This window comes from Changpingibacter yushuensis (assembly GCF_014041995.1).
Lineage (GTDB): Bacteria > Actinomycetota > Actinomycetes > Actinomycetales > Actinomycetaceae > Changpingibacter > Changpingibacter yushuensis.
This window is the reverse complement of the sequence record NZ_CP059492.1, coordinates 618,306-635,557: the sequence shown is the minus strand read 5'-3', so window position 1 is coordinate 635,557 and position 17,252 is coordinate 618,306. Positions and strand designations below refer to the sequence as shown.

14 protein-coding genes are annotated in these 17,252 nt (G+C 58.5%); 7 read left to right on the top strand and 7 right to left on the bottom strand.

Annotated features, from left to right (window positions below; translation table 11 throughout):
- Window positions 1-13 precede the first annotated feature (13 nt).
- Complete coding sequence (rfbB, locus tag H2O17_RS02630) at window positions 14-1,006, top strand: dTDP-glucose 4,6-dehydratase (RefSeq protein WP_182050206.1); 993 nt, start codon at window positions 14-16, stop codon at window positions 1,004-1,006.
- Between the two features lie 102 nt (window positions 1,007-1,108).
- Here the strand turns inward: rfbB and H2O17_RS02625 are convergent, their stop codons facing one another.
- Both H2O17_RS02625 and H2O17_RS02620 read right to left on the bottom strand, forming a co-directional pair.
- Window positions 1,109-3,220 carry an N-acetylmuramoyl-L-alanine amidase gene (locus H2O17_RS02625; RefSeq protein WP_182050205.1) on the bottom strand — a complete coding sequence of 704 codons (2,112 nt, stop codon included), beginning with the start codon at window positions 3,218-3,220 and terminating at the stop codon, window positions 1,109-1,111.
- Window positions 3,221-3,365: 145 nt separating this feature from the next.
- A complete protein-coding gene (locus tag H2O17_RS02620; RefSeq protein ID WP_343037865.1) occupies window positions 3,366-4,217 on the bottom strand; it encodes a glycosyltransferase family 2 protein in 852 nt (283 codons plus the stop codon).
- Window positions 4,218-4,464: 247 nt separating this feature from the next.
- Here H2O17_RS02620 and H2O17_RS02615 point away from each other — a divergent pair, with 247 nt between their 5' ends.
- Both H2O17_RS02615 and H2O17_RS02610 read left to right on the top strand, forming a co-directional pair.
- Window positions 4,465-5,760, top strand: a complete 1,296-nt coding sequence (locus H2O17_RS02615; RefSeq protein ID WP_182050204.1) for an LCP family protein — start codon at window positions 4,465-4,467, stop codon at window positions 5,758-5,760.
- A gap of 3 nt (window positions 5,761-5,763) precedes the next feature.
- Complete coding sequence (locus H2O17_RS02610) at window positions 5,764-7,200, top strand: LCP family protein (protein WP_182050203.1); 1,437 nt, start codon at window positions 5,764-5,766, stop codon at window positions 7,198-7,200.
- A gap of 77 nt (window positions 7,201-7,277) precedes the next feature.
- On the opposite strand, the gene purE is transcribed toward H2O17_RS02610, so the two are convergent.
- Together purE and H2O17_RS02600 are read right to left on the bottom strand one after the other, a co-directional pair.
- Window positions 7,278-7,799, bottom strand: coding sequence for a 5-(carboxyamino)imidazole ribonucleotide mutase (gene purE / locus H2O17_RS02605; RefSeq protein ID WP_182050202.1), 522 nt, complete (start codon window positions 7,797-7,799; stop codon window positions 7,278-7,280).
- A gap of 10 nt (window positions 7,800-7,809) precedes the next feature.
- Window positions 7,810-9,054: a 5-(carboxyamino)imidazole ribonucleotide synthase gene (locus H2O17_RS02600; RefSeq protein WP_246311312.1), complete on the bottom strand. Its 1,245-nt coding sequence runs from the start codon at window positions 9,052-9,054 to the stop codon at window positions 7,810-7,812.
- A gap of 32 nt (window positions 9,055-9,086) precedes the next feature.
- Here H2O17_RS02600 and H2O17_RS02595 point away from each other — a divergent pair, with 32 nt between their 5' ends.
- Complete coding sequence (locus tag H2O17_RS02595) at window positions 9,087-9,584, top strand: GtrA family protein (protein ID WP_182050201.1); 498 nt, start codon at window positions 9,087-9,089, stop codon at window positions 9,582-9,584.
- 38 nt (window positions 9,585-9,622) lie between these two features.
- Here H2O17_RS02595 and H2O17_RS02590 read toward each other — a convergent pair whose 3' ends face one another.
- The 3 genes from H2O17_RS02590 to H2O17_RS02580 all read right to left on the bottom strand — a co-directional run bounded on the left by H2O17_RS02590 (window position 9,623) and on the right by H2O17_RS02580 (window position 12,919).
- On the bottom strand, window positions 9,623-10,936 hold the full coding sequence (locus tag H2O17_RS02590; protein ID WP_182050200.1) for an ATP-binding protein: 1,314 nt from the start codon (window positions 10,934-10,936) through the stop codon (window positions 9,623-9,625).
- Between the two features lie 6 nt (window positions 10,937-10,942).
- On the bottom strand, window positions 10,943-11,620 hold the full coding sequence (locus H2O17_RS02585; protein ID WP_182050199.1) for a response regulator transcription factor: 678 nt from the start codon (window positions 11,618-11,620) through the stop codon (window positions 10,943-10,945).
- 105 nt (window positions 11,621-11,725) lie between these two features.
- Window positions 11,726-12,919 carry an adenylate/guanylate cyclase domain-containing protein gene (locus H2O17_RS02580; RefSeq protein ID WP_246311311.1) on the bottom strand — a complete coding sequence of 398 codons (1,194 nt, stop codon included), beginning with the start codon at window positions 12,917-12,919 and terminating at the stop codon, window positions 11,726-11,728.
- Window positions 12,920-13,172: 253 nt separating this feature from the next.
- Between H2O17_RS02580 and H2O17_RS02575 the strand changes: the two genes are divergently transcribed.
- From H2O17_RS02575 to dapD, 3 genes are all read left to right on the top strand, one after another.
- Complete coding sequence (locus H2O17_RS02575; RefSeq protein WP_182050198.1) at window positions 13,173-14,846, top strand: DUF885 domain-containing protein; 1,674 nt, start codon at window positions 13,173-13,175, stop codon at window positions 14,844-14,846.
- Between the two features lie 11 nt (window positions 14,847-14,857).
- Window positions 14,858-16,009, top strand: coding sequence for a Maf family nucleotide pyrophosphatase (locus H2O17_RS02570; protein WP_182050197.1), 1,152 nt, complete (start codon window positions 14,858-14,860; stop codon window positions 16,007-16,009).
- Window positions 16,010-16,212: 203 nt separating this feature from the next.
- On the top strand, window positions 16,213-17,190 hold the full coding sequence (gene dapD / locus H2O17_RS02565; RefSeq protein WP_182050196.1) for a 2,3,4,5-tetrahydropyridine-2,6-dicarboxylate N-succinyltransferase: 978 nt from the start codon (window positions 16,213-16,215) through the stop codon (window positions 17,188-17,190).
- Window positions 17,191-17,252 lie beyond the last annotated feature (62 nt).

The following is a 17,252-nucleotide window of genomic DNA, read 5'->3' as shown; positions in this document are numbered from 1 at the left end:
AGAAAGGGTATTCATGCGCGTCCTCGTAACCGGAGGTGCCGGCTTCATTGGTGCCAATTTCGTTCATTCAACAGTTGAGGCTCATCCGGATGCAGAAGTAGTTGTGCTCGATAAGCTCACCTACGCAGGAAATCCTGCTTCGATTGAAGGGCTCGATCGCGTCGAGCTAATTGTTGGGGACATCGCTGACCCAGACACTGTGGATCCGCTGGTGAAGGACGCCGACGTCGTCGTGAACTTTGCTGCCGAATCGCACAACGACAACTCGCTGAATGATCCTTCTCCCTTCATCCAGACCAACATCGTTGGAACATTCCAACTTCTGGAGGCTGTGCGCCGCCACGGCACGCGCTACCACCACATCTCCACCGATGAGGTCTATGGAGATCTGGAGATCGATGAACCGCGCAGGTTCCAACCTGGTGATCCCTACATTCCCTCCTCGCCATACTCCTCCTCGAAGGGCGCCTCGGACCTTCTGGTGCGCGCTTGGGTCCGTTCGTTCGGCGTTCCGGCCACAATCTCTAACTGCTCGAACAACTACGGTTCGTATCAGCACATCGAGAAGTTCATCCCGCGCACCATCACAAACCTGATTGATGGCGTGCGCCCCCGCGTGTACGGCACCGGTGAACAGGTGCGCGACTGGATCCACGTGCTCGACCACAATACGGCCGTATGGGAGATCATCAACAAGGGTCGCATTGGCGAAACCTACTTGATCGGCGCGAATGGCGAAAAGAACAACCTTGAGGTCACACAGCTGATTCTGCAAGAGTTCGGCCGCGAACCAGACGATTTTGATCACGTCAACGATCGCCCGGGTCACGATCAGCGCTACGCAATCGACAACACCAAGCTAGTTGAGGAAACCGGCTGGGAGCCCAAGTTCAAGGACTTTGCCTCTGGTCTGCACGAGACAGTGGAATGGTACAAGAACAACGAAGCGTGGTGGCGTCCACAGAAGACGGCCGTTGAGGCTAAGTACGCCAAGCAAGGCCAATAGGCCCCATCTACGGAATATAGACAATGAAGCGGCTGGCAGAGACATTCTCTGCCAGCCGCTTCATTCTCAAAAACACAACTCTCTAGATGTACTCACAGTGGGCTAGCGTCGCACACCAAGAGTGCCAAGGCCATCTCCATTCCAGTCCCCGACAAGAGTCTCGTCCGAAACCCGGCCATAGATGAGCGACCAATCTGCAGTTCCGCCTTGAAGATTCTCGGTTACGTAGTAGGTGGAGCCGCGCCGCACAGCGAATGAATCGGTCTTGCTGTTCTTACCGAAATGACCCGCAAAGACCGCGTCAGTGTCCTTGCCATAAGCGAAGTTCAGTTCTGCAGTACCGCTGGCGAGCACATTGAGAATGTAGAAGCGCCCAGATCGTCGAACTGCAACGGTGTCCTTGCCATCGCCATCCCAATCTCCAGCAAAGGCTGCGTCAGTTGCTCGACCAAAGGTGAAAGACTTCTCCGCCTGGCCAGTGCTTAAGCTGTTTCGGACATAGATGGACGCGTCACGGCGCACCGCTATGGTGTCCTTGCCATCGCCGTCCCAATCACCAACTAGCACCTCATCGTCGGCTCGACCGTAAACCATTGTGAATTCGGGTGCGCCTGTTGGCGTCGTTGAATTAGTAAAAGCAAATCGCGTGCCACGCCGGATAGCAATCGTGTCCTTGTCATCGCCGTCCCAATCACCAACCAACACCTCATCAGTTGCCTCGCCCCAACTAAACGTGGTGTTCGCTTGCCCAGTCCACGCATCGTTTAGATAGAAGGTCGTGCCAGCGCTAGGGGCGGCCGTGCTTGGAGCAGAGGTAGGCGCGGCTGTGGTGGGAGCCGTGGTAGTTGGCGACGCCGTCGGGGTGTCACTTATCGCCATGAAAGCGTCATATTTCGTGGCAACAGCCGTTCGTATCGTGCTGAGGCTGTTATAGATCGAACCCGGGCACGCAGTACTTGAGACATCCCGGTGCCCAACGATACGCGGCAGAGCGGAACCTGGCGTGAGTGAAGAGTTGATGACCTTCTCGGAAGGCAGTGGAACCGTGAGCGGACTCGTGGAACGCGGATCTACAGCCGCCACCACAAACTTCCACGCGATCACATCCTCCAACGAAGTAAGCACTGTGTTCGAGGGAGTGACGCCATCGATCGCGTAGTTTCCCATCACAGAAACACCCATGGTGCCAGTATTGCGAGGAACCGCATGTGCTCCCACTGCCATCTGGTCATTAGCAGATGCAAGCGTGCCAGAGCGGCCTTCCCATCGCCCACCAAAGCGATCGATGAGCACGTTGTAGCCGATGTCTCCCCAACCGTTAGTGACGGCGTGGTATCGATAGATGCCCTGAATGGTGGACTTCACCTGCGCCTGCGTATAGGTATTAGATCCAGCGGTGTGGTGCACAATTACGCCTTGGAAAGTCGCATACGTCACCTTCCATGTCATGATCGATTCATCGGCGCCCCAAGCCGAACGTGGCTGCACGTTCGCTGTTGCAGTGGCCTTCGCAATTGCCGTCTTGGAGGCACTTGTGGAAGCGACCGTCTGGACCACGACGGAACGTGCGTACGCCGAATCGTCGTCGGCAACAAAAGAACTGGCTGTGTTAGCTAGGTTCTCTTGTAGATCTTGGGTTTCAGTGTTAGAGACGTCGTCTGTCACGCTTGAAGCTGTCGGAAGAACCTCGGCCAGATCCTCACCATCGTTGGCGGTGATGCCATCATCCGCGGTATAGGAGACGTCGATCCGAAGATCTGTTGGCAGGGCACCCGTGCCCTTGGTTATACGGACTTGGAGCCCGGTGGATCCGCCCGAAACGTTCATTTCTGTTCCGCTTCGCGTTCCCGGTTCGTCTTCCGTCTCAAGCGCAAACCAATCGGACCACACCTCATCGTCCAGCGTGCGCATCTGAACCGAGGAACCAATTGGAAGCTCCTGACCGGACGTCCATGTGACGCCCGCCACAGAGAACGGATCTTCCACAGAAATCGGCGCAGTGAGAACTTCAAAGTCCTCCGCACCCTCCGCGGCGCCCGCCTCGTCCCCATCAGAGGTTGTGCGGCTTGTGTCAAATCCGGCCGAAGCCGCCTCAGTCTCCACACCTGTAGAGTCGGTCAGCTGAATAACGACGCCGCCGGTACCCGTGGCCTCTACGGCCGCTACCGGCGATAACGGACCGAATGCCGTGGCGAAAGCGGCGGCAAGAGCCACCCCTCCCAAGGCCGTTAAGAATTTTGGTTTTGCGCAAATGGACATAGGATGTCAGCCACCAATCAGGATTCACACGATTCACATCGTCCTCACGATTCCCATTCCTACCATAGATATGGCGGGAACTGGCGGCTTGGCAGGGAACTTAGAAGAATCTAGCGCGCAGGATCAGCAACTCGCCGCGCAGGCGTAAGCCCGCGCGCAACATCAACCGCAAGGGAGCCTGGTAGGGCTGCGAGTAAATGCGGTCCAAGTAATGCGCCGCAGACTGATGATGCGTACGCAGCATGGGCGCCGGGCGGCTCTTCCACGAACTGCCTTGTTCGTGGGTCACCGTACCTTGAGGAAGGAAAACGCTCTGCCAACCGGCGGCCTCCATGTCCTCCCCCAACTGCGTATCCTCGAAGAACATGAAATAGGATTCGTCGAAACCTCCGACCTCCCGGAAGGCCCGTGTCCGCAGAAGAAGGCACGCCCCGGAAAGCCAATCCACAGTGTGAGGGAAATCAGTGTTCGCGTTGGCACGGTACGCCTGCGTGAACGGATTATCCGGCCACACACCTGCAAGCAGCGCGTGCCCAGCCCCGGAAACAAGCCTTGGGAAACGCCGCGCAGATGGATACACCAAACCTTCAGGCGTCATGATGAGCGGGCCAAACGCGCCACCTCGCGGCCAATCCTCCGCACCGGTCAGCATGGCATCAATCGCGGCTGGCGCAAACTCTAGATCGGGGTTGGCAACCAGAATCCACTGGCCCTCAAAGCCTTCGGCTCCCAGATTCGCCGCTGCGCCATAGCCAAGGTTCTTGCCTGGGCGAAGGACCTGCGCACCACTCGCGGCAGCCACATCGTCAACCACATGAGGATCGTGGCCGTTGTCAACCACAACGAATTCGTACGGCATCGATGCCGCTGCGGGCAAGCTTGCGGCAAATCTGGCCAGCTCTTCGCCAGGGTTGAAGGCGACCGTGATAATCCGCAGAGATATTGTTTCCACCAGTTAAGGGTATCGGCTACGCCGCGAATTCACTTTGCCAGCCAAGAGGAACACATCACGCCCGCCACCGTGACAAACGCCCCCAAGCGAGCCGCCAAAGGCTCGTAAACCTGCGCCACAGTTCATTCTTATGGCGCTAGGGACTAACGGCCCAACGCGGACTGGGGCACTATACCTTCTTGTATCCAGCCTGTGACTCGCGCGACCAGCATCGAATCCTTCCAGCCTCGACCATTATCATGTGTGGGTGAGCAAAATCGCCCGCGCAGCTGCGCACCAGAAACTTTCGGCCTCCACGAGACACGTGGGCCGCACAGCTCTGCTTGTCTTCATGGCCGTTATCCTCGCAGTTGGCTCAGCCGCAGCCACCGCATATGTGGATCTGCAGGGCAACATTGCTCAGACAAACGTGGATGACCTTCTGGGCACAGACCGCCCGTCAGCTGCAACCACGAATCCTGATGATCCAAACGCCGGGCAGGCGCTCAGTATTCTTGTACTCGGTTCGGACGTTCGTTCCGGAAGCTCTGATATTGACGGCAGCGGCGCGTCAGGCGATGTCACTGGTATGCGCGCAGATACCACAATGCTCTTCCACGTTTCTGCGGACAGAAGCAGGGTCGACGTCGTCTCCATCCCTCGCGATACGCTGGTGGACATTCCTTCGTGCACAGTCTGGAACAACGAAGACGGCACGGACTCCTCCGAATCGGCAGCGCAAACCAGCGCGATGTTCAACTCCGCTTTTGCAACCGGCGGTGCTGGAGGCCAAGTAGCTTCGGCCGCTGCTTGTGCCATGAAGACAGTGGAGCAACTCACTGGTATTCGCCTCGACGGCTACATCGTGGTGGATTTCAATGCCTTCACTGAGATCGTGAATGCACTAGGCGGCGTTCCGATGTACTTCGACGAGGATCTGACCGATACGTACGCCGGGCTCGATGTTTCCGCAGGCTGCCGCCTCCTGGACGGCGAACAAGCCCTCGCACTTGCCCGCGCCCGCAAGCAGATTGGCGATGGTTCGGATATCAGCCGGATCGGCCGCCAACAGGAACTCGTAACAGCCATGCTCAAAGAGGTCATGAACCTCAACCTGTTCACAGATCTGCCCAGCCTATATACAGTGCTCGATGCCGCAACGCAGTCGATTTCCACCTCAAAGGGGCTAGGCGATATCACAACGCTGGCAGGCTTGGCCTCCTCACTGCGCAACATCAGCCTTGACAGCGTCCACTTCATCACGATGCCGTGGGCATACGCCGGAAACCGAGTTTCGGTTGCTGCCGACGCCGATATACTCTGGAACGCAATCGCAAACGATCACGTCATCACTGCCACCACTGATGATTACGGAAACGTCTCAATCGTGGATCAGACGCTCGCGGACGAAGCAGCAGCTGCATCTCCGTCCACGTCTTCAGCTGCAACTGATTCTGCCACCACCACTCCGAGCGCAACCGCTACGTCAGATACGGCCACTTCTCCCGCCTCCTCGGAGGCCACCACAACTGCTCCCGTGTGCACCAAAGAGAACGCCAATTAACAGATGAACTCACAGCCGCCGTCCTTCGAACCGACCAACCCAAAGCGCCGTCCATCCGATCAGACAGCGCGCAAGGTTGGAAAGGGTCAGCGCCCAACAGACCGAGGCACGGCCGCTTCTGGTGCTCGACCATCTGGTAGCGCACCACAGGGCGCGGCACCTGTTCGGCGCTCAGTGTATGGGGACCGCGCAGCGCAGGGTGGGCAAGCAGCGCAGGGTGGGCAAGCAGCACGCCAAGGTAATTACAGCGCACGTGACGGTTCAAACCAGGCCTCGCGCCAGCAGCCACCAAGCTTCGCTCCGGCTCACTCACGCCCACAACGCGCCCAGACCCCCGCAAGCTATCCTCCTGCGAACCACCAGCCCGCTGGCGGTCCAAAGAGAGTTCGTAGTTCCGCCGACGACGCATGGTCGCCTAGCCCTAAGAACTCCGGCATCCCACCGCGTGATTCCGGCACACCATCGCAGTTTGCGGCGCCAGCTTCCCCACTGAAGCCGAAGAAGGGCCGTGCCAAGCGCCGCGTGTTGACCGGCTTAGCTATCGTGTTGGCCTTGCTCATCGCGTGGCCCGCCTACCTCGTCTTTTACGGCAACTCGAAGCTGGAACACAAGGAGGCGCTCTCAGGTGCCGCTAACACCCCCGGCACTACGTTCCTCATTGTCGGATCCGACGAACGCGAGGCGGACGGTATCAATGACGGTACTGAGGGGCAGCGTTCGGACACCATCATGCTGCTTCAGGTACCAGCTTCCGGTTCTACCGCCTTGGTTTCAATCCCGCGCGACAGCTACGTGGAGATCCCAGGCAATGGTGCCGGCAAGATTAACTCTGCCTATTCACTAGGCGGCGCGGAACTACTGGTGGAGACGGTTGAAAACCTCACGGGTATGACCATCGATCACTACGTCGAAGTCTCAATGTCCGGCGTTTCCGAACTGACAGATGCTGTGGGCGGAATCAACTTGTGCCTCGATTACGACGTCAATGATGCCTATTCAGGCCTGACATGGACGGCCGGTTGCCACGACGTGGACGGGACGCAAGCTCTTGCGTTCTCCCGTATGCGCTATTCGGATCCGCTTGGCGATATTGGCCGCGCACAGCGCCAGCGTCAAGTGATTGGCAAGATCCTTGATAAGGCCACCACACCCTCCACACTTCTCAACCCGATCGCTCAACGCCGCTTGGTTGGTACGGCTGCCACACAACTGACAACTGATACAGATACCTCGATCATCGGTCTAGGCCGCGCAGGATTGGGGTTGCGTAACGTGATGGGAGCCGATGGACTCATGGGAGCCCCGCCGATCTCTTCTCTCGATTACAAGGTAGGCGGCCAGTCAACTGTGCTGCTCGATCCGGATTCCATCGATTCGTTCTTTGAGAAGATGATGAACGGCGAACTGACTCAAGACGATTTCGCCCAGCTTGCGGGCTGAGGTTAAGGGTGGAACTCGGGGCTGGACCAGGAGCCTCGGTTTCACGCGAGGACTCAACGCTGCAGTGCGAGCCTTATTCAGGCGCGTGGCTCGCCCGTCATTCCCTGAAGCTTTGCCCCTTTGTCAATCGCAACTTGGCGCAGATCCCGCTGGAATACTGCCATCTTCTCAGCTACCCGCGCATCGGCTGCACTGGTGCCCGATCCAACTATTCTGGCTGCCAACAGACCAGCGTTCCGCGCTCCCCCGATGGATACTGTGGCGACCGGCACACCAGCTGGCATCTGAACGATCGAAAGCAGGGAGTCCATCCCATCCAAGTACTTCAGGGGCACTGGAACTCCAATGACAGGCAGGGTAGTAACCGCAGCCAGCATGCCCGGTAGGTGAGCCGCACCGCCCGCACCGGCAATGATCACCCTAAGTCCGCGCGAGGCAGCATCGCGCCCGTAGGCGATCATGTCTTCTGGCATCCGATGAGCCGAAACCACCCCTACCTCGTACTCGATCCCGAACTCGCTGAGCGCCTCAGCTGCCTGCGACATCGTTGCCCAGTCCGAATCCGAACCCATGACGATTCCAACAATTGGTGTGCTCATCGCATCTCCTTCATTTCGCTGCGGGAGCCTGCGGCGGGTTCTCACCGCGCAAAAGCGCCGCTGCCCCGCGAGCGCTTGACCGCACGCTCTCCAGATTTTGCCCCATAACAGTCACGTGTCCAATCTTGCGGCCGGGCTTCACGGCCTTACCGTACATGTGGATCTTTGCGTTGGGGAACTGCTCCATGACCTCGGGATAACCGATCCGTGGATCCTCAAGCTCAGAGCCAAGGACGTTCACCATGACTGACCACGTAGCCCGCGGTTCGGTTGACCCCAAAGGCAGGTCCAACACCGCGCGCAGATGCTGTTCAAACTGACTGGTCTGTGCGCCCTCGATGGTCCAGTGCCCCGAATTGTGCGGGCGCATGGCGAGCTCGTTGACATACGGCTGCAGCTCACCGGACTCATTCGGTGCGATGAAGATCTCCACCGCAAGCACCCCCACGACGTCCAACTTGGCCGCGATGCGCTGGGCGATCTCCCCCACTTCAGTGACAAGCGCACCGGGGACCTCTGGAGCGGGAGCCACCACCTCGAAGCACACGCCATCCTGCTGAATTGTTTGAACCAGAGGCCAGGTTCTCATCTGCCCAGATGGCCTGCGAGCCACCAGCTGCGCCACTTCCATGGTGAATGGGATCTTCTCCTCGACTAGAAGACCTTCTGGTCCAGCGGCCTCAAGCCAGCCCGCCGCATCGCTGGCATGACGGATTACCATGACACCTTTGCCGTCATAGCCGTCGCGCGGAGTCTTGAGAATGGCGCCGTCGAAGTTCGGACGTGAGGAAAGGCGTGCGAGCGCTGCGGCGACGTCGGCGGCAGAATGGACTTCATACCATCGCGGCGAGGGAATACTCAGTTCGTCCATGCGCGTGCGCATAGCCAACTTGTCCTGCGCAAATCGGAGCGCGTGTGCACCGGGGCGAACCGGCACTATTTTGTTGGCAGCTGCGAGGATCGCATCAGGGACGTGCTCATGTTCCACAGTCAACACATCTACTCGGCCAGCCACAGCGAGCACGGCCTCAATATCATCCGCGCTACCAACGGTGGATGCGGGAATCACTTGGGCTGCCGAACCGTCTGCGGCTTCGACCAACGCATCTAGCTTGATTCCCAGAGCATTCGCTGATTCTTGCATCATTCGGGCCAACTGGCCACCACCAACAACGCCCACTCGGGGAGCGGCGGCAGCTGCACCGGTCCCGACAACTCGCTGGACGTGGGTTGGGTCTATCGATTCGATTGGCACAGAACCACCTTACTCACCATTAGACTGGTCTAGTGTTCGCATCCAACAAACTGGTACAGCGCTTGCTCAACGGACAATCCTTCCGTGAATGGTTCGTGGAGTTTGTGCGTTTCTGTGTGGTGGGGCTTGGCTCGTACATCGTCGACGTCGGGCTGTTCAACCTCTTAGCACACAGTGGACTGGTGAGCCTTCCCGGCGATCCTTCGATGACCGGCAAGATAATCTCCGTGTCCATCTCGGTGATCTTCTCGTGGGTTGTCAATCGCCTGTGGACGTTCGGTGACAAACGCAGCTCGGAGCGCGCCCGCGAGTTCCTCATGTTCGTTTTGGTCAATGTGGGCGGAATGCTCATCGCTCTGGCGTGCTTGTGGTTCTCCCGGTACGCCCTAGATCTTCGCTCCCAGCTTGCAGATAACATCTCCGCCAACGTTGTAGGGCTCATACTCGGCACGGCGTTCCGCTACATCATGTATCGCTACGTGGTATTCGCGAATGAGCCACAGGTACAAGAGCAAGTTGTCTCACAGTAGGTAATCTCGGTGCAGAATAGGCCACCCGCACGCAACCTCTAGTGGCGGCGCCTACGCGATCCCATCGTGATAATGGCCCCCGACGGCAGCACCTTTTCCGGGTCCAATGACTGTGGCACGGCATTCATCGAAAGCGTGAACACGGGCGGAGACGCCTGCGTGAGTTCAAGCCTGCCGCCATCATTCTCTGCGAGGCTTCGGGCCAACGGCAACCCGATTCCGGTGGACCCTCCCGTAGAGACTCCCTTGCGGAAAATCGCTTCAGTCAAGTCTTCAGGAACTCCCTTGCCTTCGTCCGTAACGTCGACGACGACTCCGTGACCCACCTTCTTCGATACCACTGTTGTTTTTCCAGCACCGTACTTCAGCGAGTTTTCGATGAGGGTAGCGATGATCTGTGACAACGAAGCGGGCTTGGCCAAGATGGCCAGATTGGCTTCATCGGTGCATTCGAGCTTGCGGCCCTCGGCCTCAAAACTGCGATGCCATTCATCAAACTGTTGCTCGAAGATCGGCCCAATTCGGACCGCTTCTGTGTGACCTCCTGCTGCGGAGCGGGAGTTCGCCAAGAGATCCTCCACAACACCTGTGAGACGCTCCACCTGTTCGAGGCACTTCTCAGCCTCCTCCTGAACCTCAGGCTCCTTGGAGATGTACTGGATCTCTTCAATCCTCATGGAGAGCGCAGCAAGTGGCGTACGCAGTTGGTGCGAGGCGTCCGCAGCGAACTGGCGCTCGGCTGATATTCGCCCCGCCATTCTGTCTGCAGTTCGGACTAGCTCTTCGTAGACGAGGTCGATTTCCTCAATGCCGGATTCCTCCATGAGAGGGCGGGTTTGCCCGGCTCCAAGTTGCTCAGCCGCGGCAGCGAGGTAGATGAGCGGCGCAGATAGTCGCCGCGATTGGTGCAGGGCAACCATCACTCCCACGAGGAAGGAAAACGCGACAACGCCCACGCTGACCAACAGGAACCAAGCAACTGAGCGGACCAAGGTGTTACGCGGGATCGCAACAGTTACCGTGGTGTCGCCACTCGTGGTCACAGCCCGCGAGATCTTTGGTCCTACTATCTCCTCGCCAGCGTCTAGCCTTCCCTCAGGAGACAACACTGTGATTCGCGCAGGGATTTCACCCGCCTGATAGGCGTAGCGCTCCAGTACCCCAGTGGTTATCTGCTCATCAGCTTCCGTGCGCTGTTCAACCATGGATGCCACGGAGACAGCGCGGCTCTGCACCGCGGATTCGGCGTTGTACCAGATCAAAGCAGTTCCCAGCACAACACCTGGTACACCCAACAAGAGGACGGCCACCGCCACAGCGGCGGTGGTCATCTGAATTGCGCGCCGGCGCACGGTAGGCTACTCCTTCTCGAAGCGGAAACCCATGCCACGGACGGTCACGATGTAATGGGGATCGGTGACGTCGTCGCCAAGCTTGCGCCTCAGCCACGAAATATGCATATCAAGCTTCTTGGTGGAATCATCGCCCTGCATTCCCCACACCTCTTGCATGAGGTCCTCACGGGAAACGACTGCGCCGGCTTGCCGCACAAGAATAGTAAGCAAATCGAACTCCTTGCCGGTGAGCTGGAGTTCATTGGTATCGAGGAACGCACGGTGAGCTGCCACATCCACCGTGACATCCCGGGCGCGCAGCAGATCCGTTCCATCGATGTGTTCGGAGCGGCGCAGCTGAGCGCGTACGCGGGCCAGAAGTTCGGCGAGCCGGAAAGGCTTGGTGACGTAATCATCGGCGCCAGCATCGAGGCCGACCACCATGTCTACTTCCTCAGTGCGAGCAGTGAGGATCAGTATTGGAAATTCCCAACCGTGCATGCGCACCTGACGAGCTACGTCCAGACCATCCATGTCTGGAAGCCCGAGGTCAAGAATGACCAGATCCACTCCGTGCTCCATGGCGTCGAGCGCATCGTGGCCGGTCTCAGCCAAGGCAACTTCATAGCCTTCACGCCCAAGCGCACGTACCAACGGGCCCGAGATCGCTGGATCATCTTCAACAAGCAGTAAGTTCGTCACTCCTAAATGCTATGCCAATCGTCAAACAATAGTCGACAATTTGCACAGATTGGCCTATCTGCGGGCCCCGGGTGGCAGGTGGCGTGTGGTCGATGCCTACCAGATTCAGCCGGAGAACGCCTCGCGTGTGGGCATTCGGCGTAGTTCGACGGCGTCGATCCGTCCAAACCCCTTGATGTCTGGAGTACCTGCCGAAACGAGGGTGAAGCGGCCAAGCTTGAGTGTACGCAGGATGTTCGCAGTGGTCGTATCCGTGAGTACAGAGCCCGTGGGGGCAATATCGACCAGCCGTGACGCAAGGTTGACCGTTGGTCCGAATACGTCTCCAAAGCGGGATACCACCCCGCCCCACACTAGCGATGCACGCACCGGCAGCATTCCTGGAACCTTGTTGAGTTCTTCGACGATCTTTGTGGCAACATCAGCGCCCACCACAATATCGTCAGCAATGTACAAGAAGGCATCGCCAATGGTCTTGACCACGCGAGCGCCGCATGACGTAATGACGTCCCGGCAGGTCTTCTCAAACATTTCAATGAGCGTCACCAGTTCAGAGGAACCCAGTTCTCGCGACCGGTTGGTAAACGCCACCATGTCCACAAAGCCCAATGCGCGCTGGAGCTGCAGATCCCCCGCATCCTCCACATCCATTTGGTCTGCTTCGGATTCCGAGCGGCGTAGGAGGGCGGCGAGGTGGCGCCGCCAAGCGTAATCCATTTGACCACGCAGAAACTCATCGAACTCGTGGAAATGATCCAACACCCAGTACCGAGCCGTGATCGAATCAAGGCCTAGGTCATCACCTGCATGTTCGACCAAAGCCTCGTGCTGCCACAGAACGAGGCGATCGGACATGTGAGACTGGGCGCGCACCAGTGACCGGAGAGTCTCTATTGACAGCTTTCCATCGTCGATCAACGCTTGGTGGCAGCGCATGGCGGCGACGTCGTCGTCGGTAAAAATGATCTTGGTAGCTTCGTTGGAAATAGTTGGGAAACCCATTGCCAGCCAGAACGTGCGTGCGACTTCGGTATCCATGCCCGAAAGCTGCGCAGCCTCACCCAGCGTGTACTTTTCTTCTCCCAGGAGAAGGCGCTCAACATGGCGTTCGACGGTTGTCTTTGTGGACCGAGGCTTGTGTGACAACGTCCGATCCTCCTCCAGATCCTTGCGCGAAATCGCGGTGCGAGCGTCGATTGAGCCGTTAAGCTGCAGCGTTCTCCCCTGCCCGCCCGGGGTGAGTGGTATTGAGTTATCCAAGTCGCGAATGCTCAGTGATGCGCTGCTGTCCGTAGTCACACATCCGCCTCTCGTCTTCACGTCGTTTTGTGTGTCACAAATCACAGTAGAGTCTACCCTTTGTAAGAGTCTTCGTCAGGCAACATGCAAGCGAATCTCCCGAGAACTCTCTGGACGTGTGACACATTACACGCCCTACGGGCAATTGGGGGACCCCTTTCGTCCCAAACCATGAAGCACGCTGTTGTGAACGCGCAACGCCTACCTACGTTACGTCAAGTGGCGCGAGGTCCACTAACGGTAATCTTGAAGAATGACTGACCGGCGTGAATCCAGCCCTATAGACGAGCTTTCAAACTCTTACTTCCGCAAGTGCCTCGAACTCTCCCCCGAACTTGCCACCAGCGTGGGAATGGAGGGAGGCGATAAGGGTACGTTCTCCGATTACTCTCCTGAAGGCATCGCCGCAGAGGCCGACTTAGCTAAGTCCACGCTCGCAGCGCTCGGCAAACTTGAGGTGCGCGACGACGTCGACAAGGTGAGCGCAGCAGCTTTGCGCGAACGGCTTGGACTGGACATTGAACTCATGGATGCCGGAGAACGCGTTGGCAACATCAACGTGATTGAATCTCCCATCCAGTCCATTCGGGACGTCTTTGACCTTATGCCCACCCAGACGGCTGAGGATTGGGGCACGATCGCCCGCCGCCTTAGCGCAGTTCCTAGCGCACTCGCCGGTTACCAGAAGTCCTTACTCGAGCGGATATCCTCCGGGCCCGCCATTCCTGAACGTCAAGTGCTGCGCTGTGCTGAACAGTGTGATGCTCTGGCCGGTTCGGCTTCTCCGCTCAGTAAGTACGCTGAACGCGGCTCGGCCGCCCAGCCCAGCGTGGCGGACCACCTCGCTGATGGCGCGGAGCAAGCTCGTATCGCCTACGGCGAGCTCGGTCAGTTCTTGCGTACCCAGGTGGCGCCCCACACTACCGCTGTGGACGGCGTGGGCCCTGAACGATATGCCCGTTTCTCTCGCGTCTTCCTTGGAGCGGAAGTTGACCTCGAAGAAACCTACGAATGGGGTCAGCACGAACTGGCCAGCATCATCGCCGAACAAGAATCGATCGCGAAGGAGCTGTACGGCCCGGGAGTCTCCGTCAAGGAAGCTATGGATCGCTTGAACAACGATCCAGCGCGCCAACTTCACGGCACGGCCGCGCTTCGCGAATGGATGCAGACCACTGCGGATGAAGCGATGAATGCAATTTCCGGAAGGTTCTTTGACGTTCCCGATCCGCTCAAGACCATCCAGTGCATGGTGTTGGAGGATGGCACCGGCGGCATCTACTACACGGGCCCTACGGACGATTTCTCACGTCCAGGCCAGATGTGGTGGTCCGTCCCGGCAGGCGTCACTGACTTTGTCACTTGGCAGGAAAAGACAACCGTGTACCACGAAGGTGTTCCAGGGCATCATCTTCAGGTCGGACTCGCCGCCTATCTCCATGAGAACCTCAACGATTGGCGCAGGCAGGGATGCTGGGTATCCGGTCACGGCGAAGGATGGGCGCTCTACGCCGAACAACTCATGGCTGAACTTGGCTTCCAATCCGATCCGGGAGACAGGATGGGTGTGCTTGATTCGATGCGCCTACGGGCGGCTCGCGTAGTTGTTGACCTTGGTGTGCATTTGGGCAAGCCTGCTGGCTCCTTTGGATCGGGCGCATGGGACCATGATTCGGCGTGGGCTTTCCTACGCGAGAATGTGGCGATGGACCCTTCATTCCTCTCATTCGAGTTGGACCGGTACTTGGGATGGCCAGGGCAGGCTCCCTCATACAAGATCGGCCAACGCATGTGGAATGAGCTGCGTGAAGAGGCTCGCACACGGGCCGCCACTGAGGGGCAGGAATTCGATATGAAGGCATGGCACATGCGGGCACTATCGCTTGGTTCCGTGGGACTCGACGTGCTGCGTGAGGCCCTCCGGTGAGCCTGCCACACATGACTCTGGCCCTGGCCAGCAAATCTCCCGCACGTTTGGCAACCCTACGTTCTGCGGGCATTGAACCGCTCGTGCAGGTTTCTGAAGTGGACGAACAGGCAGTGTTGTCAGAAGTGCGAGGAGGCCCGAGCCAGATGGTACTGGCGCTCGCCACTGCAAAGGCGCGTGCTGTAGCGGAGGACCCACGTGACGCAGATGGCGCAGACCTCATTCTGGGCTGCGATTCCATGTTTGAGTTTGACGGTGACGTGGTAGGTAAACCCCATTCGCCTGAGGTTGCCCGCGAGCGCCTCCGCGCGATGTCCGGGCATTCCGGAGTGCTCCACACTGGTCATTGCTTGGTACACCCGGGGACGTTTGCCACACTCAGCTCAGTCTCCCACGCCACTGTTCACATTGCCGAGATGAGCGACCGCGAAATCGACGCCTATGTTGCTTCTGGCGAACCCCTCCATGTGGCGGGATCGTTCACTGTGGACGGGCGCGGAGGCCCGTTCATTGAGTCTGTCGACGGCGACTACCACGGCGTGGTTGGTTTGTCCTTGCCGCTGTTGCGCCGCATGCTCGCTGTGCACGACCTTTCGATCACGCAGTTGTGGACTGATGCTGAACCCGCAGCTGGCGGACTCTCAGAGCGAGGACTCGCGTTCTTGGATGAGACGCGGGTGTTTCGGCCTCGGCACGGCGCAGATGGCTTCATTCTCTGCTCGTGCGGGCGCCGCCATTGGGGGATCGGTGGAGCTGCTGGCGTGTGCGCATTCCGCGTGTGCGATGGCCATACGCAAGTACTGCTCCAACTTCGCTCAACGTGGTCGCATGGAGGGGGAACATGGTCAATTCCTGGTGGAGCCATCGAATGGTTCGAATCCCCCGAGGAAGGAGCATTGCGCGAATTCACTGAGGAGACTCAGATCGGCGCGGATCGCTTAACTATCACGGGATCACACCTCGCCGATCACGGCGACTGGAGCTACACCACTTTTGTGGCCCGCTGTGATGCAGACACCATACCCATCGCTGATCGGGAGTCCCTTGAACTGGCATGGGTGGACATCGATGGACCGGAGGAGCCCGGCGAACTGCACGCGGCCTTCGCGGCTTCTTGGCAGAAGGTCAAGGAGCTTGTGAAGCAAGCCGCAGCAGGGGCGTGATTCACCGGTGATCAACGAACCAGAGATAGCCGTCGTGAGCTGATCGCCGATTCAGAGCACGTTCGCCATCTGAGATTTGTTTCCTTGTTAGGCAGTGCACAAAGCGGAGTGTTCTGGCTCAGGCCAAAGGATCTGGGAAGATCGACCATTCCACGGTGTGGCTTCGAAGCGTGTCCATCATGTGACACCGTTAGGATTTAGCCATGAGTCAGAACGCAGCTTGGGGCTACGGCCTCGCGACATCCCGGCCAGACGGCAAGGTTCTTGACGTCTGGTATCCAAAGCCACAACTTGGCACGCCTCCCGAGGATGCACAGCCAGATCCCGTCCTCCTCTCCTTGGAGCGCGACGACGACACCCGCCACGTTCATCTGCGCATCGTCAAGACTGTTATCAACCTCGACGAAGAGCCGTCCACGGCTGCTGGTGCGTACCTGCGGTTGCATCTGCTCTCATGGCGTTTCGTTGAACCAAACTCAATCAACCTCAACGGCATTTTCTCGGTTCTTGAGAACGTGGCGTGGACCAGTCTGGGACCATGCTTCCTCACAGATTTTGAGGACACTCGGATGCGGGCGCGCGCAAAGACCAACACTCCAGTGCGCATCCTCTCGGTGGACAAGTTCCCCCGCATGGTGGATTACGTTATCCCATCGGGCGTTCGTATCGCTGACGGAAACAATGTGCGCCTGGGAGCCTTCCTTTCCGAGGGCACCACAGTGATGCACGCCGGGTTCGTCAACTACAACGCAGGTTCACTCGGCCGCGCGATGATTGAGGGCCGTGTCTCTCAAGGAGTGCTTGTTGACGACGGCGCAGATATTGGTGGTGGAGCATCCACCATGGGAACTCTTTCTGGTGGTGGCGCTCAACGCGTGCGCGTGGGCAAGCGTTCCCTCTTGGGTGCAAACTCTGGCTTGGGAATCCCCCTAGGCGACGATTGCATCGTCGAAGCAGGCTTGTACGTCACTGCCGGAACCAAGGTCACTATCCTGCCAACCGGTGGCGTGGCACCGTCTCCTGAAGGCTACATTCTGGAGCCGGACGTGGTTCCAGCGCGCCAGCTCGCACACATGGACAACATCCTGTTCCGCCGCAACTCACAGTCGGGCGCAGTGGAGGCACTCCCCCGCCCAGGCGTAACAGCAACCAAGCTGAACTCGGTTTTGCACATAAACTAACGAATTCAGCTCTACGTGCGGTGAGGGAGCACTTCGTTCGAAGTGCTCCCTCACCGCACGTA